At 69.3% G+C, this 20,708-nt stretch carries 17 protein-coding genes; 2 read left to right on the top strand and 15 right to left on the bottom strand.

The window, feature by feature from the left end; translation table 11 throughout:
* Positions 1–68 precede the first annotated feature (68 nt).
* The 6 genes from ABD143_RS24475 to ABD143_RS24450 all read right to left on the bottom strand — a co-directional run bounded on the left by ABD143_RS24475 (position 69) and on the right by ABD143_RS24450 (position 7,176).
* Positions 69–1,307 carry an alpha/beta hydrolase gene (locus ABD143_RS24475; protein WP_343982811.1) on the bottom strand — a complete coding sequence of 413 codons (1,239 nt, stop codon included), beginning with the start codon at positions 1,305–1,307 and terminating at the stop codon, positions 69–71.
* A gap of 491 nt (positions 1,308–1,798) precedes the next feature.
* Positions 1,799–2,974, bottom strand: coding sequence for an enolase C-terminal domain-like protein (locus ABD143_RS24470; RefSeq protein WP_343982809.1), 1,176 nt, complete (start codon positions 2,972–2,974; stop codon positions 1,799–1,801).
* A gap of 59 nt (positions 2,975–3,033) precedes the next feature.
* Positions 3,034–4,074 (bottom strand): enolase C-terminal domain-like protein, encoded by a 1,041-nt coding sequence (locus tag ABD143_RS24465; protein WP_343982807.1) that lies wholly within the window; start codon positions 4,072–4,074, stop codon positions 3,034–3,036.
* A 10-nt stretch (positions 4,075–4,084) separates the two neighbouring features.
* Positions 4,085–5,404: an ABC transporter substrate-binding protein gene (locus ABD143_RS24460; protein WP_343982805.1), complete on the bottom strand. Its 1,320-nt coding sequence runs from the start codon at positions 5,402–5,404 to the stop codon at positions 4,085–4,087.
* Positions 5,405–5,461: 57 nt separating this feature from the next.
* Positions 5,462–6,319 carry a carbohydrate ABC transporter permease gene (locus ABD143_RS24455; protein WP_343982803.1) on the bottom strand — a complete coding sequence of 286 codons (858 nt, stop codon included), beginning with the start codon at positions 6,317–6,319 and terminating at the stop codon, positions 5,462–5,464.
* Positions 6,316–7,176 carry a carbohydrate ABC transporter permease gene (locus tag ABD143_RS24450; protein WP_343982801.1) on the bottom strand — a complete coding sequence of 287 codons (861 nt, stop codon included), beginning with the start codon at positions 7,174–7,176 and terminating at the stop codon, positions 6,316–6,318. The genes ABD143_RS24455 and ABD143_RS24450 overlap by 4 nt, the downstream gene beginning before the upstream one ends.
* A gap of 297 nt (positions 7,177–7,473) precedes the next feature.
* Here ABD143_RS24450 and ABD143_RS24445 point away from each other — a divergent pair, with 297 nt between their 5' ends.
* On the top strand, positions 7,474–8,214 hold the full coding sequence (locus ABD143_RS24445) for a FadR/GntR family transcriptional regulator (RefSeq protein ID WP_343982799.1): 741 nt from the start codon (positions 7,474–7,476) through the stop codon (positions 8,212–8,214).
* Positions 8,215–8,254: 40 nt separating this feature from the next.
* Positions 8,255–8,521 (top strand): WGR domain-containing protein, encoded by a 267-nt coding sequence (locus ABD143_RS24440; protein ID WP_343982796.1) that lies wholly within the window; start codon positions 8,255–8,257, stop codon positions 8,519–8,521.
* Between the two features lie 136 nt (positions 8,522–8,657).
* Here the strand turns inward: ABD143_RS24440 and ABD143_RS24435 are convergent, their stop codons facing one another.
* The 9 genes from ABD143_RS24435 to ABD143_RS24395 form a co-directional block, all read right to left on the bottom strand.
* Positions 8,658–8,900: a hypothetical protein gene (locus ABD143_RS24435; protein ID WP_343982793.1), complete on the bottom strand. Its 243-nt coding sequence runs from the start codon at positions 8,898–8,900 to the stop codon at positions 8,658–8,660.
* Between the two features lie 111 nt (positions 8,901–9,011).
* Positions 9,012–10,256 (bottom strand): MFS transporter, encoded by a 1,245-nt coding sequence (locus ABD143_RS24430; protein ID WP_343982791.1) that lies wholly within the window; start codon positions 10,254–10,256, stop codon positions 9,012–9,014.
* A 269-nt stretch (positions 10,257–10,525) separates the two neighbouring features.
* A complete protein-coding gene (locus ABD143_RS24425) occupies positions 10,526–12,352 on the bottom strand; it encodes a feruloyl-CoA synthase (RefSeq protein WP_343982789.1) in 1,827 nt (608 codons plus the stop codon).
* A 1-nt stretch (position 12,353) separates the two neighbouring features.
* Positions 12,354–13,541, bottom strand: coding sequence for a thiolase family protein (locus tag ABD143_RS24420; protein WP_343982786.1), 1,188 nt, complete (start codon positions 13,539–13,541; stop codon positions 12,354–12,356).
* Between the two features lie 38 nt (positions 13,542–13,579).
* Positions 13,580–14,191 carry a hypothetical protein gene (locus tag ABD143_RS24415; protein WP_343982783.1) on the bottom strand — a complete coding sequence of 204 codons (612 nt, stop codon included), beginning with the start codon at positions 14,189–14,191 and terminating at the stop codon, positions 13,580–13,582.
* Positions 14,192–14,210: 19 nt separating this feature from the next.
* Positions 14,211–16,265: a hydantoinase B/oxoprolinase family protein gene (locus ABD143_RS24410; protein ID WP_343982780.1), complete on the bottom strand. Its 2,055-nt coding sequence runs from the start codon at positions 16,263–16,265 to the stop codon at positions 14,211–14,213.
* Positions 16,262–18,451, bottom strand: coding sequence for a hydantoinase/oxoprolinase family protein (locus ABD143_RS24405; RefSeq protein WP_343982777.1), 2,190 nt, complete (start codon positions 18,449–18,451; stop codon positions 16,262–16,264). Before ABD143_RS24405 ends, ABD143_RS24410 begins: the two co-directional genes overlap by 4 nt.
* Positions 18,448–18,822, bottom strand: coding sequence for an acetone carboxylase subunit gamma (locus tag ABD143_RS24400; RefSeq protein WP_343982774.1), 375 nt, complete (start codon positions 18,820–18,822; stop codon positions 18,448–18,450). The genes ABD143_RS24405 and ABD143_RS24400 overlap by 4 nt, the downstream gene beginning before the upstream one ends.
* Positions 18,822–20,699 carry a hydantoinase/oxoprolinase family protein gene (locus ABD143_RS24395; protein ID WP_343982771.1) on the bottom strand — a complete coding sequence of 626 codons (1,878 nt, stop codon included), beginning with the start codon at positions 20,697–20,699 and terminating at the stop codon, positions 18,822–18,824. Before ABD143_RS24395 ends, ABD143_RS24400 begins: the two co-directional genes overlap by 1 nt.
* Between the last annotated feature and the right edge of the window lie 9 nt (positions 20,700–20,708).

The raw sequence follows: 20,708 nt of genomic DNA, 5'->3' as shown, positions 1-20,708 counted from the left end.
ACACAGCCTCGTTCAACACGAGGCCCGTCAGCATGCGCACCGACCGACTTGACAAGACCTACAGCCAGCTAGGGAAATTGCAGTCCGTCGGTCTGGCCTGGTGCCGACCAGCAACTCGCGTCCTCGCCGCTCTGTTCGAGCGTGAACCGCGACCACTCGTTGGAGAGGTCGAACCAGCTCTGCGCATTGCGTTCGAGATTGACGTTGTGACCGGAGTCGGGCAGCTCCGCCACCGTCAGGCAGCGCTGTGCGCGGCCCGTGTAGTAGGCGCTCTCGTCCTGACGGACGGCTGCAACGTCGCTGCACCGGTTCGCGCTGCTCGATCCCCCGCACAGCAGTGCGTCGTACTGGCCGACCACGCCGAGGACCGGCACCGTGATGTTGCGCGTGACTCCATAGACGACCGACGACGCCACTCCGTCACACAACGTCGGCGTCAGTGCGCATGCGGCCTGGCTCACCGGCCGCAACACGCCGGGGAGCTCTTGAGCGAACACACCGGCGGCCTCGGCCGCGGTGGCTGTCTCCTTGTGCGCCTCGTCGGTGTCGATGACGGCGGGATCGGTGTTGGGGAGGTGGTAGAAGGAGCTCCCGCGCGTGCCGGGCCGGGTGGTCAGGTAGCCGGGGTCGACGACGCTGCCCAGGAACCGCGGGTCGAGAGCAGCCGGGTAGAGGGTCGCGACGAACTTCGTGACTCCGAGCGGATCGAAGCTGTGCAGGATGCCGGAGGCAACGACGGCGTCGACGTCGTGGTACGTGCCGGCCTCGTACCAGGCGATCAGCGATCCGAGCGAATGGCCGACGATCGCCACCTTGCCGTACCGGACCCCGTCGACCGACCCGGCCCGTAGTTGCGTGATGGCCTGGTGGATCGTGTGGGCGTTGGACTCGATCGTCACCTGGGTGTTGAGCGGACGGGTACTCCGGCCGATGCCGATCCGGTCGAAGGTGAACGTCGTGAAGCCGGCACGAGCGGCAGCGCGCACATACGAGTACGTGTCGGGCTGGTAGGGGAAGTCCCAGTACGACGGCCCGTACGCGGTGCCGGACACGAGGACCTGAACCGCGCCCTCGAGGGTGTCGACGTGGGTCGTCGGGTAGCACACCTGCCCGGCGAGGTGGGCGGTCTGGGCGCCTCTCGCAGTGAGCGCGACTGGCACCTCGACGGATCGGCAGTCCGGGATCTCGGTCTCCGCCCAGGCAGTGGCGTGGGCCGAGGCCGACATGACGGAGCAGACCTGGACGAAGACCGCCAGCACCGCGCCTACGGCGAGTACCGCGCGGCCCGACCAACGACCACGGAACATGCCTGCTCCCCCCACCCCTGTGCCACGGCGCCGATAACCAACCATCGTTTGGTGAACGGGGTCAAGCGCGACACGCATCGAGCGCGTTCGACGTGACTCCGGCCGGCCAGGGCCGCCCGCACGCCGAACCCCGACGGCCGACTCTTCGGACAAGTCACTTCCCGAACCCACCGCGACCCTCGGGGACCGGATCCGGGCGCCGACGACGTCGATGCTGCGTCCGCCGTGTGCGCAACAACGCGATCTGTGACGCGCGATCGGACGCCCCCCGATCACCGCCAGTCCCTCCGAGGTCGCTGCGAGGAACGGTTTGACCAAAGTGAACGGTGCCGACAGTCCATTTGACGCGTCGATGTTCCCTGCTCGTTCGATCAGCTCGATCCGGTGCATCGGCCCGTTCTGCGCGACGAGGGCGAACCGGCCGTCGGGCAGGACTGTCGGACCGGCCGCGATCGGCTTCGTCCCGGCTCGGCGGCCAGTAGCGCTCCCTGCTACTCGTAGACGACGGCTCCGGTCTCGTGCCGGGTCACCCAGTCCCAGTCGATCTCCACCCCGAGCCCGGGGCTCTGCGGGACGGGGACGTGCCCGTGCTCGTCCACCGATTCCAAGTCGTCGGAGTACCCGTCGGCGTACACCCGGCAGTGCTTGCTGCGGCGGTCCAGGTGCGGCGCCACGAGGCCGAGCTCGTAGTAGTTGGTGTTGCGGATCGCCGCCATGCAGTGGCGATGCGCCGGACCTGGCGCGTGGATCTCGCAGTCGAGGCCCAGCGCCTCCGCGGCGTGAGCACGCTTCATGACCCCGGTGATCCCCATGTCGTAATCCGCGTCGGCCCGGACGAAGTCGCTCCCGTCCGCGAGGACCTGGTCGATGTGCAGCTCCAGGCCGCGCACGTGCTCACCGAGCAGGATCGGCGTGCGGATCATCTGGCGCAGCTTCCGGTGCGCGAAGGCCGAGAGGCCCCCGTCCTTGTACGGGTCCTCGATCCAGAAGTACCCGGCCTCGTCGCAGGCCCTGCCGACCTTCAGCGCGTCGCCGAACGTGTTGTACTCGCAGGCCGGGTCCAGCATGAGGTCCATGTCGTCGCCGACCGCCGCCCGCGTCGCCAGGACGGCCGCCACCTCACGCCCCATCGGGCCGTTCCCCCATCCGTGGATCTTGAACGCGGGGTAGCCCATCTCCTTGCACCGCACGGCGAAGTCCGCGAACGCCGCAGGGCTGTCGAGGCCACCGTTCTCGTCGCCGTGGTAGGTGGACGCGTACGCCGGCAGGCTGCTCCGGAACCCGCCGAGGAGCTCGTAGACCGGAGCCCCGTACGCCTTCCCGGCGATGTCCCAGAGCGCGATGTCGATCGGCCCCATGCCGAAGCGGTCGTGCTTGCGCAGCGCGCGCTTCAGGTCGTTCCAGATCTTCTCCCGCTCCAGGGCGCTGCGCCCGATCAGGTACGGCGCGACCATCGCCACCTGCGCGTAGGCGACGGAGTCGCCGCCCACGTACTCGCCGGTGATCCCGTCGGACGTCTCGATCGTGAGCACGTGGTCGGTGTGCGTCAGGCGGCTTCCCGCCATGTACACCTTGTTGAAGCCGTTGTAGTCCAGCCCGAGACCGGGCATCTCCCACTCGAACCGGCGCACTGTCAGCCGGCGGATCTTCAGGTCACGCTGGGCCACGCTGTGGACTCCGTTCCCTCAGGCCGATCGGGTGTTCGTTCCTCGTGTACGAGGTCGTCTCATTCGGCGGCGTCGTCCCACAGGCCGGGCGCGGACGGGGCGGCGACCATCCCGTCGGGACCCACCTCGGGGTTGGGCAGGATCGGGTTGCCCATGACGAGGGCCTCGTAGTAGGTGGTGTTCGGGATCGCCATGCACAGGTGCCGGTGCACCACCCCGCCTCCGTGCACCTCGGCGCGAAGCCGGAAGGACTCGGCGAGGTGCGCGATACGCATCGCGCCAGTGACACCGCCCTTGAACGTCGCGCTCGTCCGGACGAAGGAGGCGCACCCGGCAGCAATGAAGTCGGCGGTGTTCATGTGCGCACCGTCGGAGGTCTCGGCGACGTGCAGCGGGATGTCGACGCGCTCCGCGAGCCACCGGTACGCCGTCACGCTGAACTCGCGGATCGGCTCCTCGTACCAGAGGAACCCCGCATCCCCCAACGCGCGCCCGAGGTACACCGCATCGGGCAGGTCGAAGCCCGCCGACCCGTCGTACATCAGCGGGACGTCGTCGCCGACGTGGGCGCGCAACTTCTGGCCGAGCTCGGCGTCGCGGCGCGCGTCGCCCCAGGCGTGCAGCTTGATGGCGGGGTAGCCGGCCTCGAGGCACTGGTCGGCGATGTCGAGGTACTCCTCGACCGACCCGTACGTGACGGTGCTGGCGTACGCCGGGATCGCCGCGCGGAAGCCGCCGAGGAGCTTCCACACGGGTAGCCCCGCCGCCTTGCCCGCCAGGTCCCAGAGCGCGATGTCGACCAGGCCCAGGGCGTAGACGGGGAACTCCTCGATCCGGTCCAGCTCCCACATCCGATGCCACAGGAACTCACGCTCCAGCGCGTCGGCACCGACGAGATCCGGGGCGATCCGCCGTTCGACCAGGTCACGGACGATAACGCCGCGCCGGGTGTGCGCCTCGCCCACGAGTCCGTCATCGGTCCGGATGCGCAGGACTCCTGCGGTGTGGGCGGGCTCGGAACCGGGGAGGCCCTGGCGCCAGCGGAACGTGGGCGCCGCCGGCCGGTCGACCAGCTCAACCTCAACACTGATGATCTTCACGAACGCTCCCTCACGAGTTGCCGGCGATGATCGACCGGAGGCTGTCGACCATGACTCCGGCCGCCTCCTCGACCGGCTTGCGGCCGACGAGGACGTTCTGCGTCTCCACCAGCACGACCGTGTCCATCCAGCCCTGGAAGCCGCGGAAGAACGTCGGCGTGCCGCCGATCGAGACGGCCTGGGTGGCGGCCTCGTAGAGCGGGTTGCCGATGATGAACGGGTCCTTCTGGGCGGCCGTCGCCGTCGGCCAGTACCCCGTCGCCTTCAGGAAGTCCAGCTGTGGCTGCGGGCTGGCCCAGTGCGTCAGCCAGGCGAAGGCGGCGTCGGGGTTGTGCGTGCTCGTCATGACCCCGTTGCCGCCGGGCAGGATCCAGGTGCTCTCGAACTGCGCCTTCGGCAGCACCATGGTGCGGACCTGCTCCATCGGCCGCAGCGCGTTCTGCACCGACTGCAGCGACCCGGTGTGGTGCAGAAGCATCCCCGTGCGGCCGGTCAGGAACGACTGGAAGACTTGGTTGTAGCTGTCGTTGGGCGCGCTCGGCGGTACCGCGTGGTCCTGGGTGAGGAGGCCCGTGTAGATGCGCAGCGCCGCCACTGCCGCATCGAGGTCGAGGGTGGCTGTCTTCCCGTCGGGCGTCGTCAGCGGCCCGTTGTAGGCGTTGATCACCTTGATGATGGCCGCTCCGCCGCCCGCTCCGCCGCGCATCCCGAAGCCGTAGCGATCCTTGCCGGGGTCCGTGATCGCCTTCGCGACCTGCCGGAACTCGTCCCACGTCCGGGGCGGCGCGGCGATCCCGGCCTCCTCGAACCAGTCGGCGCGGTAGTAGATCCAGTCGACGAAGGCCAGCGCGGGCAGGGCGTAGAGCTTCCCATCCACCGTGAACGGGTCGAGCATCTTCCGGTCGAACTCCCCGAGCCCGTCCCAGTTGTCGGCGAACCCGGTGAGGTCGGTGAGGCCGTTCATCCCCGCCATGTCCGGGAACCGTTCCATCAGGGCCATGACGGTGTCCGGTCCGCTGTTCGACTGGACCGCCGTCGTGAACTTGGTCATGAAGTCGGCGTTGGGCACCGCTTCGACCTGGAAGTCGACGTTCGGGTAGGCCCCCTTGAAGGAGTCCACGACGGACTGGAAGCCCCGGCGCTCGTCCTCACCGGTGAAGCTGTTCCAGTAACTGAGCGCGCCCTTGACATCGGCCGGGTTCAGCGTCCCGGCCGATGGGGCGGGCGCCTGCGCCGCCGGTTCCGCGACGCAGCCGGCGAGCGCGAGGCCGGCCCCGCTCGCAGCCATGAGACGGAGGAAGTCCCTGCGGGTCGACACGCCGTTGTGCATCGAAACCCTCCTTCTGAGGATGAACCGTGATGAGTGCGCGAGGCCGGTCCGGCTCCGCTAGTCCTTCAGCCCGCCCGCGGTGAGGCCGGCGATCATTGCCCGGCCTGCGAACGCGAACGCGACGACCACCGGCAACAGGCTCAGCACGGCCGCCGCGGTCAGCTGCCCCCACGGCAGCTGGAACTCGCCGATCAGCAGCCGCATCCCGACCGGCCACGTCCGGGACGCGGTGGTGGAGGTGAGGAGCAGCGCGAACAGCACCTCGTTCCAGGCCTCGATCGCGACGAGGATCGCGGTGGCCGCGAGCCCGGGCCGCACGAGCGGCAGGACCACCCGGAACAGCGCCCCCAGCCGCGTGCACCCGTCGACCCGCGCCGCGTTCTCCAGGTCGACCGGCAGCGCGTCGAAGAAGCCCTTCATGAACCACACGGCGGCCGGGAGCGTGAAGGTGGTGTAGGTCAGCGCGAGGGCGAGGCGGGTGTCCAGCAGGCCGAACTGCTGCATGACGATGAACAGCGGGATCAGCAGCAGAACGCCGGGGATGATGCGGATGCCCAGATAGATCATCAGCACCGCGCCCCGCCCGCGGAAGCGGCTGCGGGAGAGGCTGTACGCGGCGAACGTCGCGAGCGTCAGGCTGATCGCCACCGTCATCGCACTCACGACCAGGCTGTTGAACATCAGCTGGGGGAAGTCGGTCTGCCGCCAGGTGGCGATGTAGTTGTCCAGCGTGAGTCCGGCGGGGATCAGGCTCGTGGGGTCGGTGATGATGTCCTGCTCCGGGCGGAACGACGTGTAGCAGGTCCAGGCGATCGGGAAGAGCGCGAAGACCATGAGGGCGATGACCCCGGCGTCCCCCGCCCGCCGGCTGAACCGGCTCCGGGCTCGTGCCGACGGTCGCGTCGATGCGCTCAATCCCTGCCCCCTCCTGCCGTGCGGATGTAGACGATCGAGAAGCCGATGATCAGGACGAGCATCGCGACCGCGATCGACGACGCGTAGCCGAAGTCGAACTTCAGGTACGCCTGCTGGAACGCGTAGAGGGACATGACCTGGGTGGCGTCACCCGGCCCGCCGTTGGTGAGCAGCAGGATGAGCGTGGGCGAGTTCGCCAAGCGGATGCCCTCGAGCAGGCTGGCCACGAGGATGACCGGCCGCAGCAGCGGCATCGTGACGTGGCGGAAATGCTGCCAGCGCGACGCCCCGTCGACCGCCGTGGCGTCCCGCAGTTCCTCAGGGATGCTCTGGAGCCCGGCCAGGAAGAACAGCGTGAAGAACGGGTAGGACCGCCAGAGCTCGACCAGGAGTACACCCCACAGGGCGAGGGTGGGGTCCGCGAAGACACCCTGGCCGCCGGTGTCGACGCCGAGGAGCCCGGCGAACCGGGTCAGGATCCCGAACCGCGGGTCGAGCATGAATGCCCACATGTAGGCGGCCACGACCGGCGGCATGAACCAGGGCAGCATCACGGCGGTGCGCGCGACCCACGTGAGCCGCGAGGCCCGGTTGAGCAGGACGGCGGCGCCGAGGCCGACCAGCATCTGGCTGACCACTCCGGCGACGACGTAGATCACCGTGTTGACCAGGGCCGTGCGGACGGTCTGGTCCGTCAGCAACCGCGCGTAGTTCTCCAGGCCGACGAACGGGCGGCCGAGGCCGGGGCGGTTCAGCACGACGGAGTGCAGGCTGAGCGAGATCCCGGTGGCCAGCGGATACGCGATGAGGGCTATCACCAGCAGCAGGCTGGGCACGAGCAGCGCCCACGCCCACACGGAGCTGCTCCGTCGGCGACGCCGCGTACGGCCGTCGGCCACGCCCGGCGACCGGTGATTCTGGTGCCGTTCCCTCAGCAAAATCGCCACCATTGGCTCCCAGCTGGACGGGATGAAGGGGAGACGCCTCGCAGGGCTGAAGCCCGAGATCGTTGATGAGCGCTAATGATCGAGACGTGAGCCTAGGCACAGCTGGCAACGGCCGTCAAGATGAGTACTATTCATCGACGGTCGTTGTTGAGGTCAACAGCGACCGAGCACGTGCCGCGCCGGACCGCGAGAGATCGGGAGGATGTCGTGGGCTCTGTCCGGTCGACCTACCGTCCCGGTTACGAGGTCGCCGCCGAGCGGATCATCGAGTACATCCAGCGCGAGGGGCTGCAACCTGGCGACCGGCTGCCTACCGAACGCGCGATGGCCGCCGTCCTCGAGGTCAGCCACACCGTGACTCGCGAGGCGATCAAGCTGCTCTCAGCCCGGGGTCACCTCGTGACCCGCCGCGGCGCCGGCATCTTCGTCGCCGAGCCCAGCGAGCAGCTCCCCAGCGAAATCTGGGGAACGATGTTGCTGGACAACCTCGAGCACGTCGAGATGATCTACGAGTCCCGACGCGCGGTGGAGGCCGAGACCGCCCGTCTCGCCGCGCTTCGCGCGACCCCACAGGAGGCGCAGCGGATCCGCGACACCGCGGAGCGCACGGTCACGGCCGCCGCCGAGGACGACTTCGTCGCCTTCTTCACCACGGATGAGGCGTTCCATTCCGCCGTCGCCGCCGCTGCCCACAACATCTTCCTCGCGTCGATCGTCGACAACTTGTTCGGATTGATGCACCGCCTGAAGGCCTTCGGAATCGGGGAAGCACGGGACGCGATGCAACGGGGCGCAGCGGAGCACAGCGCCATCGCCGCCGCCATCCTCCGCGGCGAGCCCGAAGCCGCCGCCGGAGCCATGCACGGGCACATCGAGAACTCGGTGGAGGACTACCGCAGGCTCGTCCGGGAGAAGCTGTTCAGCCGGGCCGAGCCCGAGCAACGCTGAGATCGCGGCGGCGAGGAGAGCGAACCGACACGATGCGCTGATGCCCCCAGAAACTCGTCCTGTTCTCCGAGCTGCCGACGCCCTGGCCGGCCGCCTGACCTACGCAGATTTGATCATTGCGGCGGCCGGAGATGCTCCGACAAACTCGGCGCCTGTGCGGGGGTTCGAGTATGTCGCTCAGGGAAGCGAGAAGTTCTGGGAGATCGGACTGGACGAGGCCACGATCACTGTGCGCTTCGGCCGTATCGGTACCAACGGCGCGACCCAGACCAAAGACCTGGGTACGGAGGGCCGCGCTCGGTGGTGACGCCGGTCCGGTCCGGTTCGTCGCAGGTCACCTCCGCCGCCATGGTGGCGGGATCGACATCGAGCCCACGGCCGTCGTCGCCGGCACGGAGGTGGTCGTGCCCGCCTTCGCCGAGGCCACCGGGCAGACCATCGGGTCAGCGGCGGAGACGGTGACCGATCCCCTCATCGCCGTCGTGAACGAGGCCATCGACCTCTCCGCCGATCTCCTGCACCGCGGCCTCCGCCAGCTGCCGCCGTCGTGGCCACAGCGGGCCGAGCGCACCGCCGAACAACTCCGCCGCGCCGGTCTCATGCGTACCGGCGCAGCCCTGACCGGGCTCGCCGACGCCGTCCGCGCCGGCGCCGCCGACCTCCTCGATCGGTGGGCCGACGTCCACCTCCGCCTGCTCGTGAACGCCGAGCAACTCTGGCCCGGGCAGGGTTCGAGGGGCCGCCGGCGCAGTTCGGCGGCCGCTTCATCCGCATCTCCAGCCTGCTACGAGCAGGCGTTACAGCTCGGTGCGCGCTGTCTCGACGAGGAAGTACGTGCTGGCGGCCGCGACGAGTGCTGCGAGCAGCAGGTACAGCGAGACGATCCACGACTGCCCTCCCGACCAGGCCAGCAGCCATGCTGCGATCAAGGGGGAGAATCCACCGCCGATCGTTTGACCGAGCTGGTAGCCCAGCGATGCGCCGCTGTAGCGGAGCCGGGTACTAAAGAGCTCGGAGATCATCGGGGCGAGCGGACCGTACACCGCGCCACCGGCGGCGAGCACGATCGCCATGCCGAGCCAGATCAATGGCGCCGAGCCTGAATCGATAAGCCAAAAGAACGGGAACGCGAGCACCGCGAGGAGCATCGCACCCCCGATGATGACGGGCCTGCGTCCGACCCGGTCCGAGACGGTGCACGACCACAGGATCGTTCCGATCATGGCCACGGACCCGACGAGGATGCCCACGAGGAACGGCGTGGCAGAAAGGCCGAGGGTTCCGGTTCCGTAGGTGATGAGGAAGACGATCGAGACGTACAGGAGGGTGCCGAAGCCGAAGCTCACACCGCTGGCCAGGAGGATCCGGCCCGGATTGCGCCTGAGCACCGCGATCACGGGCATCTTCTCGGTCGTCGTCGTCGACCGGACTGCCGCGAACACCGGGGTCTCGTCCACGGTGAGTCGGATGATGAGTCCGATCAGGACGAGAACGATCGAGAAGAGGAATGGCAGCCGCCAGCCCCAGACCAGGAATGCGTCGCGCGGCATCGCGGACACCAGCAGGACGGCGAGCGCGGCGAGGAAGAGGCCTGCGGGTGAGCCCGCCGGCACGAATCCGGAGTAGAAGCCGCGCCGGGCGGCGGGAGCCGATTCTGCGACCATGAGCACCGCGCCTCCGTACTCGCCACCGAACGAGAACCCTTGTAGGAAACGGAGGGAGACCAGCAGCACGGGCGCCCACCCGCCGATCGACTCGTAGGTGGGCAACAGCCCCATGAGGAACGTCGAACCGCCGGCGACGGACAGGGTCATCACCAGCATGGACTTGCGTCCGATCCGATCCCCGTAGTGCCCGCAGACGATGCTCCCGAGCGGCCGGGCCACGAAGCCGACCGCGAACGTCGACAGCGACGCCAGGGTTGCGGCCAACGGCGAGAAAGTCGGGAAGAAGAGCGGCCCGAACGCCAGGGTTGCGATGAATCCGTAGAGCAGGAAGTCGTACTGCTCGATGATGTTGCCGGCGACGCTCGACACAACCACTCGCCGCAGTTGACCTGGTGCAGTGAGAGTGTCTTTCGAGTCTGTCATGTGCGTACCACCCATCTCGGATGCAAGGCGACCTCGCGACGAGGCCGCACATCGTCAGTGATCTGCTGCGTTGGAGAACGCATTCGCCCGAGACCAGAAAGCTCTGTCGACTCGACGCACACGGCGGCGGCGGTTCAGCCGCCTCGGCACGCCCTCTCCGCTGGCACCCTATTTTCTACGAAATCGTAGTGATCCGTCAATATTTCGTAGAATGAATTCCCTCAACTGCGGTTGTTCGCAGCGGCGATCACCTCGGCATCCGGGACGTCGCGGTAGAGCCGCTCCACGAGATCGCGCCGACGACGGAGGACACGACGCTGGTTGAGGTAGCCCTTGTCGGTGATCTCGCCGGCGTCGAGATCGGGCGGTTCGGCACACAGCAGCAGCCGAGCGATACGACCGGCCGAGCCGGCCCCGGCACCCACCTCGGCGAGGGCAGCGGCGAGGTGTTTGCGCAGGACGGGGTGGTCGCGCGGTACGTCTGCGTCCGGGGGAAGGCCGCACACCAGCCGGGACTCCGCGATGTTCAGCCACGCGAGAGCCGTGACCTCGTTGCGGTCGTGGCCGGCGAGGACCGCGTCGCTGAGGACCTGGGCCGCGGACAGCAGACGGGTGCGGAGCGTGGCGACGCTGACCCAGGTGCCGGTCGTGAGCTTGAAGTCCTCGGCGATCCGACCGTCGAACATCAGCCCCTGGTTCGGATCCACGTCGTCGACGAGCACGACAGCGTCGCCGGTCCGGTAGAAGCCCTCCTCGTCAAAGGCCGCTGCGGTGAAATCAGGGCGGTTCAGGTAGCCGGGGGTGACGGACGGTCCGGCGATGCGAATTTCGCGCTTGTCCTCGGTGGGAACCAGCTTGAGCGTCACTCCGGGGAGCGGGACGCCGATGCAACCGCAGCGGGCGCCTCCCCAGTGGGCCGAGGTGGCGGCGGGAGCGGTCTCGGTGGTCCCCCATGAGGAGGTGCACGGCACCTCGTGGTCGGCGTGGCGCTCTGCGAGCCGTTCCAGCCGGTCCCACAACGCTTCCGGCAGGGCTGCCGCGGCGTAGAACAGCAGCCGCAGCCTGGAGAAGAAGTGGCGGGCGAGACCAGGGTCGGCCTCCAGGCGCGGGACGAGCATGGCGTAGCCCGCCGGCACGTTGACGTAGATCGTCGGTGCGATCTCCCGGAGCGCGGCTATGGTGTGTTCGAACAGTTCCGGGGCGGGTCGGCCGGAGTCGACGTGAATCGTTCCGCCGTTGGTCAGCGCCATGCCCACGTTGTGGCTGCCGCCGAAGGTGTGGCTCCACGGCAGCCAGTCGACGAGCACCGGCGGCTCCCCTGCCAGGAAGGGCCAGGCCTGCCGCATCATCTGCTGGTTGCTGGTCAGCATCCGCTGGGTCGTCAGCACCCCCTTGGGCCGCCCGGTCGAGCCCGAGGTGAACAGAATCTTCGCGACGGTGTCGGGGGTGATCGCGGCATAGGCCGATGCCGCCTCGGCACCTGCCACAGTGCGCGCCAGCTCCTCGAAGGTCGTCGCACCGGGTCGCCCACCGCGCACGACCGTCTCGTGCACGTCGGGTGTCGTGTCGCGTACGGCGTCGAGTGCCGGTCCGAACTGCCGTGGGTCGGCGGCGAAGACGACGCCCGGCCGGACCAGTTCGGCCATCGCGCGCAGCTGCGCGTGGTCGGACGTGGCGCGTGAGTACGCCACGCTGGCCGGCACCGCCGGGACACCGGCCAGGTAGCAGGCGAGGGTGAGCTGCAGGTGCTCGAGAGAGTTCCCCGACAGCAGCATGACCGGCCGATCGGGTCGCGCACCCCGTTCGAGCAGCCCTTGTGCGAGCGCCTCGGCAGTGGCCCAGGCATCACCGTAGGTCAGCGCCCGTCGTCCGTCCGGCGACGGTTCGGTCACGAGGACCGCGTCCGGCGTCTGCTCGGCGTAGCGGCGCAGCTCCTGACCGAGGTGCTCGGCGTGGGCGCCGAGGGGTTCGGTGGGTCGGAGCAGGACGCTCCCGTCCGCGCGCTGCTCACCGACGATCCGGGGTGGCGCGAAGGTGTCGCGGGTCATGTCAGTCCGCCACCTCGACCACGAGCGCGGCGCCGGTGTCGCCTGCGGCGCACCCGGTGAACAGCCCGACGCCGCCGCCGCGCAGGCGCAGCGTCTCGATCAGCTCGGTGATCGACCGCAGACCGGTCGGGGCCTGCGGGTGCCCGAAGACGAGGCTGCAGCCGTAGGCGTTCATCCTCTCGACGGGGAAGCCGGTCTCGGCGGCGAAGTAGAGGTCGTTGACCGCGAACGGGTTGTGGGTGGTGACCGCCGCGACGTCGGCGATCTCCTTGCCCGCCGAGGCGAGGGCGGCGCGGGCGGCCGGGACGGGAGCCTGCGGCATCCGGCTCTTGCCGACCCGGGCGAACCCGCTGCCGAGCAGGCGCGCCACCCCTTGCCCGCCGGAGATCTCGCGCGCGACCTCGACAGTCGTCACGACGGCCCCCGCGCACCCGTCTGCGGGATGGGTCTGGCTGGCGAAGGTGTGCACGCTGTCGGGGGTGGCCGGGGGCAGCTTGCCGATCGTGTCCCGCTCCTTCGGGCGGACCCCTTCATCCGCATCGAGCGACACGCTGTTCTTCTTCCGCACGATCTCGACCGGCACCAGGTAGCGCTTCTGAAAAGCCCGGTCGTCGGCGAGGGCCGTGGTGTACTGCTGCCACCGCAGGGCGGTCAGGTCGTCGATCTCGTCCCGCGTCACGCCGAGCTCCTCCGCGGCGGCTTCGCCCGCGGCGATCATCGAGGCACCGGCCCAGGGGTCCTTCTCGAAGCTGTGCAGCACCCAGTGCTCCGTCAGCGGTGCGCCGCCCATGCCCGACGGGGAGGGCCAGGACAGTGACGGCCCGTTCGACGTCCGGTCGCTCGTCACGACGAGCTGCGTGCCCGCCCCCGCCGTGACGGCCCCCGCGGCGGCGTGCAGCGCCGCCACGCTGGTCGCGCAGGCCTGGGCGACCATCGGGCCGGAGATGCCCGCCCCGCCGATGCGGGCGGCCAGCGTCGGAGCGCCGTAGAAGATCTCTGGTTGCGGAACCGTCCAGCCCAGGACGATGCCGTCGAGCTGGCCGGGGTGGACATTGCGGTCGGCCAGGGCACGGGTGGTGACCGCGACAGCGAGGTCGAGGCTGGACACCTCGCTCAGCGAACCCTGCCACCGCGCGAACGGCGAGGACCAGGCGTGGCCAAGCGGGATGGCGACATCGGTGTACTGCATGGTGGCATGACCTTCGTTCGTGGAGTCGCGGCGCGGGCTCAGCCGCGGACGCGGGTGACCCAGTCCTGCACCAGAGGCACGCCCGCGCCCGCGGGCACCTCGCCGTCCGTCAGCACCAGGCCCGACTTGGCAACGGGGGCGTCCAGCGGGACCGTCTCGGCGCCGGGCAGCCCCGAGCTGTCGGCACCGAGGACGTGCGCCATGGCGCGGTGAAACCGGGTGATGTTGCCGATCGTGCGGGCCTCCCCAGCCGGGAGCCGACCATCGAGGACGACACCGTCGAGACCGGCGTCGAGGAAGGCCCGTACGGTGTCGACCAGTCCGGGACCGGGCGCCAGGACGGCGACGAGCACCGCGTCATCGCGGACGGTGGCCCGGAGCCTGCGGGTGGCCTCGAGCGCGGCCTCGAGGCGCGCGCCGGCGTCGTCGGCGAGGACTTCCGGCAGCGTGACGACGACGCCGTCGGGCTGCACGGCCTGGAGCAGATCTCCGAGACCGTTGGCCAGCTGAGTGGGGTCGGTGAGGAACGCCTCCCACGGGCGTTCCCCGATCTTGGCGGCGAGGCGCAGGGCGAGCGGGACGGCCAGCGTGTGCTGGCCGCCCCGCCGCGCCGCTATCGCCTGCGCACGAGCACGGGGCGCGAGGCTCATGACGGCGACATCACCGCGGTCACATCCGCATCAGCGGGGTGACGACGGCACCGTCCGGCCAGGAGCCGTAGAGGCCGAGGACCTCCTCGGGCGGCTTCCGCTGCGACCAGCCCTCGTGGAACTCGTCCCAGTTCTTGCCGCGGGCCTTGCGCTCCTCGAGGGTCTGACGCCGGAGCTCGGCCGTGGCCTCCTTGTCGACGCGGCCGGTCCGCTCGTTGAACCGGACCGCGTAGACGTTCGCGGCCGACCAGTCGGAGATGAGGCCGTCGACGACGTCCTTCTCCACGGCATCGGGGTCGCGGTCGAGCGGGTCGCCGTAGCCGGCCCCGCCGGTGGAGATGCCAAGGGTGATGACCTGGTCGGCCATCACCGGCCGCGCGGTGCGGGCGTAGGTGTCGGAGACGATCCGGCCCCCGTACTTGCCCGCGAGCAGGCTGGCCAGGTCGAGGGCGCCCTCGTCGCCCGCGCGCAGCAGCTCCGGGATGTCGACGCCCTCCAGGGACAGCCCGGGGCACGTGCACATGGTGTAGCCGCCGAAGAGCGGCTGCGGGGTCTGCACGATCGAGTTGTCGGCGATGGACATGAAGATGACGTAGGGCACGTGGTGGGTGACCCACAGCTGCGCGGTGCCCACCCCGCCGCGGTGCTTGCCGGCACCGCCGGAGTCCGGCCAGTGCTGGGAGAAGGGCACGAGCATGGGCAGCTCGTTCTCCATGTTCTCCACGTCCGGGGCGCGGCCGAAGGCGCACCACGGGAAGCCGTAGGCGTTGATTCCGTCGGAGTGCGAGCGCGCGCCCTGCCCCTCGGTGTTGATCGTGTACGCGAGCATGTCCGCGAAGGGCATGCCCCACTGCGAGACGCCGGCGAGGACGGAGGCGTTGCCGCCGTTGCCGAGGGAGGCGGTGACCTGGCGCCACTCGGTCGTGCCGAACCGAGCCCGGCCCACGCAGTTGGCGATGGAGCTCATCGCGCCGGTGGCGGCCATGACGGCGCAGCTCGTGGCCGCGTTCGGAGCCGGCGAGAGCATCGAGTTCGGCGGGAACGTGAAGTCGATCGGCTGGAAGGTCGCCGACGAGATCGGCAGGTCGTGGAAGACGTACTCGTAGATGTAGTTGGCCAGGTGCCCGATGACGGCCTGGGGGTGGGCGTTGTAGGAGGAGCCGTTCTCCGGGCTGGTGCCGGTGAAGTCGAGGTGGAGGGTGTCGTCCTTTTTCGTCATGGTCATGAAGCAGTTGCGCATCAGACCGTGCTCGGTGCCGGCCGAGTCCGAGAAGGTCGCGCACCGGTAGACGCCGTCCGGCCAGGATGCGAGGCGCTTGCGGGCGCCCTGCTCGGCCTCGGTGAGCATCCGGCGGAAGAGCCCGGTGACGAAGTCCTTGCCCTCGCGTTCGAACATCTCCAGCAGCCGGACCCGCACCCGGTCGGCCGTGGTGCACCGCGCGCGCAGGTCGACGGTGACGCTGGTCTCCGAGCGGAGGCCGAACGCCGCGAACATCTCGATCACGTCATGCCGCAGGACGTGGTTGTGGCCGATCTTCATCGGGGGCAGGTTCATGCCTTCGTCGAAGCGCGACTTGGCCGACACCGGCATCCCGCCGGGCTCGCACGCACCCGTCTCGGTGGTGTGCGACAGCGCCGCGGTCCACGCCACCAGCTCGCCCTCGAAGTAGACGGGCATGATCGCGACCTGGTCCGGGTTGTGGATACCGCCGTAGAGCGCGTCGTTGGTGTACCAGATGTCGCCGTCCGCGATGCCGGGGTTCTCGGCGAAGTTCTTCAGGATGTACTTGATCACGATCGGCGGGATGACCGCGTGCAGGTAGGTGCCGGCCGAGGCGTTGACCAGGTCGCCCTGGGCGGTGAATATCGCGACGATCGAGTCCCCCGCGACTCCCATCTGGGAGCGCGAGCTGCGCATGAACACCTCGTAGCCCTCATCGAGGATGTCCGCGGTGCGTTGCACGCCGATCTCGTAGGCGCCGGTCCCGACCTTGTCGAGGCAGGCCGTCTCGTACTCAGTGGGCTCGCAGACCTTGAGGGCTGCGAGCTTCTCTTCGAGGCTGGGGTAGCTCATGCGCTCGCTCCTCCGAGAGCCGCCTGCGGCGTGTCCGCCCCGGCGGCGTCCGCGTTCTGCAGCAGCCCGAGGCCGTGCCTGTCGATGGACAGGCTCTTGCCGGGTGGGATGACGATGGTGGTGAAGTGGGCCTCGACGAGCGCCGGGCCCTCGATCCGGTTGCCGGGGGTCAGCTGGTCGAACGCGAACACCGGGGTGTCGGTGCGCTCGCCGAGCTCGGGCCAGTAGGCGTTGCGGCTGCCCGTCCGCGCGGCCGACGGATCCGCAGCCCCGAGCTCGTACACCGGCAGCTCGAGCTTCTCGGTCGGCACCGTGGCCTTGACGACGATGTTCTCGATGTAGGCCCCGCCGGGCTTGTTGACCACGTGCGGGCTGAACGCCTCGGAGTACTCCTTCTCGAAATCGTCGTACACGCGTTGGGCGTCCTCGACCGAGTTGATCTGCAGGAGCGGGGAGGCGACCCGCTTCACCTGCACCTGGCCGCCGTAGAGCATGTCCAGCTCGACGGTGAACACCGCGGTCTCGGCGTCGAGTCCCTCGGAGGTCAGGTCGGCCTTGGCCTGGGCGACCATCTCGCGGATCGGCGCGTTGTAGGCCTCGTAGTCCTCGGTGAACTGCTGGGTCATGCCGTTGAGGAACAGCAGGCGCCTGGACTGCTCGTACACGTGCATGATGTCCATGACCGAGCTGCCCAAGGCCGAGAACACCGGCGCCTGCGGGAAGATCACCGAGGTCGGGATGTCCGCGCCGTAGCCGGCGACGTGCGTCGGGCCGCCCCCGCCGAAGGCGAAGAGCACGAAGTCCTCGGGGTGGTAGCCGCGCAGGTGGACCTCGCGTTTGATCGCCGAGGCCATGTTCTGCTCCACGATCCGGCGGATCAGGGCCGCGGCCTCGTCTGTGGTCAGCCCGAGGGGCTTGGCGATCTTGGTCTCGATCGCGTCGACCGCCTTCTTGCTGTTCAGCGGCATCCGGCCGTCGAAGTAGCCGTCCGGGGAGATGTAGCCGAGGACGACGTCGGCGTCGGTCGTGGTGGGCTCGCTGCCGCCGAGGTCGTAGCAGACCGGACCGGGGTACGAGCCCGCCGACCGGGGGCCGACCTCGAGGCGGCCGCCCAACAGCTCGTTGATCCAGGCGATGGACCCCCCGCCGGCACCCATCGTCGTGGACTGCAGCATCGAGATCCCGACCATCCACTTGTCGATGATGGGACGGAACTCGTAGGAGCGGACCGACGCGTCGACGACCATTCCGAGGTCGAAGCTGGTGCCGCCGACGTCAGAGGCGATGACGTTGCGGTACCCGAGCGCCTTGCCGATGTGGTAGCTGCCCATCAGCCCCGAGATGGGGCCACCGTTGTAGGTGCGCGACGCGGTGGTCTTGAAGATCTCGGCAGAACCGCCGGTGTTGTGCGTGAGCAGAAAACTGCCGCGGTAGCCGTGCTCGCGCAGCTGATCCCAGGTCGTCTCCATCTCGGCCTTGATGGAACTCTGCAGGTAGGCGTCGAGGATCGCGGTCATGGTGCGCTCGTACTCGCCGACCTTGCCGACCACCTCGTGGGAGAGAACGACGGGCAGGTAGCCCACGTGGTAGCTGCGGTACTCCTCGCGGATGATCTCGCGGATGCGGCGCTCGTGTGCGGGGTTGGCGAAGCTCCACAGCAGGGACACCGCGATCGCGCGCGCCCCGCCGTCGACCAGCTTGCGCAGCTTGCGACGGACGTCGTCATCGTCGAGCGGACGCAGTACCTGCCCGAACGAGTCGACCCGCTCCCGCACCCCGGCAATCATGTCCCTGGTGACCAGCGGGGCCGGCTTGTTCTGCACCGCGACGTTGCGTCGCTCGGAGATCCGGGTGCCGTCCGTCCACTGAGCGCCGCGGCCGATCAGGATCGCGTCCTCGTGGCCCTCGGTGGTGAGCAGGCCCAGTCGCGGCCCCTTGCGCTCGATGAGCCGGTTCATCGCAACCGTCGTCGAGTAGCGGACCAGCTCGATCTGCGGCAGCAGCTCGTCGATGCTCATCGCCAGCTGCTCGGCGCCGTCGCCGAGCACGTCGAGGAACCCGACCGACAGATCGTAGGGAGTGGTGGGCGCCTTTGCGGTGATCCGCCGGTCGCTCCAGGTCAGGACCAGGTCGGTGAAGGTCCCACCCACGTCGATGTCGATCGACTTCCGTCTCGCGGCGCTCACGTGGTCACCTCCAGCTTGCCGTGCTCGTCGACGCGCAGCTCACCGGCGGCGAGCTTCTGCTTGAGGCTGTCCAGATCGATCTCGGTGTCGTGAGTGACAGGGTGGCCGGGCGGCAGGTACTCGGTCTCGACCTGGCGGCCGCACCCGGGGCAGTAGAACTCGAGAATCCGGATCCACTCCGGATTGGGCGCGAAGGTGTACTCCCCCTCGATCAGGGGCGGATGGACCTCACCGGGGTCGCGCTCGTAGATGAGCAGGCCCTTCTTGTAGTTGTCCCGGGCGTCGCCGATGTCGTGCCCGCAGGAGTGGCAGGACCAGCGCTCTGACTCGACGTCGAGGTCCAGGTACTCCGCCAGGTGGATCTTCGCCATCAACGTTCTCCTCTGGTCGCGACGGCGTCGCCGTGCGGGTCGACCTCCAGTGACCAGCCTTCTCCGACGAGCCAGGTGAAGCTGCCGCCGTCGACGAGCGCAGGGCCGGGCACCGTCGAGCCCGCCACCGAAGCCCAGCTGTGGGTCGGGATACCGCCACGCTCTCCCGTCTCCGCACGCTCAGCGGGGGACCCGGCCTCGACCTTGGCCAGGCTGGGTAGGGGTGAGCGCGCGGTGAGCCGCACGAGGCTGCTGTGGCCGCGGAGTGCGGCGTCGACCGCACCCTCGGCGGTGGCGCGCGAGCCGTCTGACCCGCGGACCTCCCAGTGCAGGATGGCGGTGTCGGGGTCGAAGCCCTCGCCGCGCAGGTCCCGGCGGGCCTCCTCGGTCAGCCGTTCCGCCGCGGCCCGTGCCGCGTCGTCGGAGTTCACCGCCGACTCGTAGACGTGCACGACGTCGGAGATCGCCGAGCCGTAGGCGGACAGCACGTGCCCGAAGCCGAACAACCGCACGGTCCGGGCGCCGATGCGGTCCGCCACCCCGGTGGCGAACAGCGGGCCGTTGCCGCCGAAGGCGTATAGCGCGGTGTCGGCCGGATCCCAACCCATCTCGGCCGCGGTCTCCCGGGCGAGCTCGGCCGTCATGTCGAATGCGGCGTCGACGATGCGCCTCGCGGCGTCCTCCACCGAGATGCCGAGTGGGTCGCCGACGGCGCGGGCGATCGCGTCGCGGGCCGCGTCGAGGTCGAGCGTGCGGCGCCCGTCGAGGAAGGCGGTCGGCGACAGGTAGCCGAGCAGGACGAACGCGTCGGTGGTGGTGGCGCCCCGCCCGCCAAGGCCGTAGCAGGCCGGGCCGGGTGCCGCACCCATCGAGTCCGGGCCCAGGGTGACCGTGCCGTCCTTGGCGCGGGCGACCGACCCGCCGCCGAGGGCGATCGAGCGGAGCAGCGGAAGGTTGGTGCGGACGGGGATGCCGAACAGATGTCCCTCGTCCCGGTCGACGACCCGTCCCGCGTCGACGGCCGAGGCCTTCGCGGTGGTGCCGCCGACGTCGATCGCAAGGACGCGGGCGTCGCCCAACCGGCTCGCCTCGTGCGCGCTGGCGTGCGTACCGAACAGCGGTCCGGACTCGATGGTGTCGAACGCGGTGGTCTTGCCGATCCGTGCCACACCGCCGTTGATGTGACCGACCAGGACGTTGCCCCGCCACGAATGCTCCTGCCTGAGCGACTCCTCGGCCCGGTAGAGCGTGGTGGCCAGCGACGGGTGCACGTAGGCGTTGATCAGGGAGACGAACGTCCGGGTGGCGTCGTCCGGGCGCAGCAGGATCTCACTGGCCGGCAGGGCGGGGATCGAGCCCAGGTAGTGGTCCGGGTACTGGGCGTCGATCATCGAGACGATCTTGTGTTCGCGGGAGTTGTCCTCGAACGCTCCCTGCAGCGAGATGTTGATACGCCGGATGCCCTTGTCGAACAGGCCCTTGACCGCGACCCGGACCTCATCGTCGTCGGCGTCGGCGCTGATCCCGGTGATGTTCTCCCGGTCGATCAGCGGGCCGACGACCGTGGCCGCCTCGTCGGCCGTCGTGTATAGGTCGTCCTCGTGGCCGGCGCTGACCAGCAGCCCCAGCTTGGGGCCGCTCTTCTGCGCGAGCACGTTCGAGGTGATAGTCGAGGACCACCGGATCAGCGCCACCTCGTCGAGGAGGTCGCGCAGGGTCGCCGCGCCGACCCGTTCGCGCGCGGCCTCGAGCACGTTCATGAACGCGATCGTCACGTCATGCGGGGTGGTCTCCACCTTGACCGAGAACACCATGCCGTCGCCGCTCACCAGGCCGTCGGTCATGGTTCCGCCGGTGTCGATGTCGAAGTTCAGCACGTCCTCATC

The sequence above is a fragment of the Pseudonocardia aurantiaca genome (assembly GCF_039526725.1).
In the GTDB taxonomy this organism is placed as follows: domain Bacteria; phylum Actinomycetota; class Actinomycetes; order Mycobacteriales; family Pseudonocardiaceae; genus Pseudonocardia; species Pseudonocardia aurantiaca.
Note: the sequence above shows the minus strand (reverse complement) of the source record. Positions and strands in the feature narration are given on the sequence as shown.

Excerpts from the sequence above, each read along its gene's own strand:
- ABD143_RS24410 (WP_343982780.1), bottom strand. The coding sequence starts at position 16,265 with ATGAGCTACCCCAGCCTCGAAGAGAAGCTCGCAGCCCTCAAGGTCTGC.
- ABD143_RS24420 (WP_343982786.1), bottom strand. The coding sequence starts at position 13,541 with ATGCAGTACACCGATGTCGCCATCCCGCTTGGCCACGCCTGGTCCTCG.
- ABD143_RS24415 (WP_343982783.1), bottom strand. The coding sequence starts at position 14,191 with ATGAGCCTCGCGCCCCGTGCTCGTGCGCAGGCGATAGCGGCGCGGCGG.
- ABD143_RS24460 (WP_343982805.1), bottom strand. The coding sequence starts at position 5,404 with ATGCACAACGGCGTGTCGACCCGCAGGGACTTCCTCCGTCTCATGGCT.
- ABD143_RS24400 (WP_343982774.1), bottom strand. The coding sequence starts at position 18,822 with ATGGCGAAGATCCACCTGGCGGAGTACCTGGACCTCGACGTCGAGTCA.
- ABD143_RS24440 (WP_343982796.1), top strand. The coding sequence starts at position 8,255 with ATGCCCCCAGAAACTCGTCCTGTTCTCCGAGCTGCCGACGCCCTGGCC.
- ABD143_RS24475 (WP_343982811.1), bottom strand. The coding sequence starts at position 1,307 with ATGTTCCGTGGTCGTTGGTCGGGCCGCGCGGTACTCGCCGTAGGCGCG.
- ABD143_RS24425 (WP_343982789.1), bottom strand. The coding sequence starts at position 12,352 with ATGACCCGCGACACCTTCGCGCCACCCCGGATCGTCGGTGAGCAGCGC.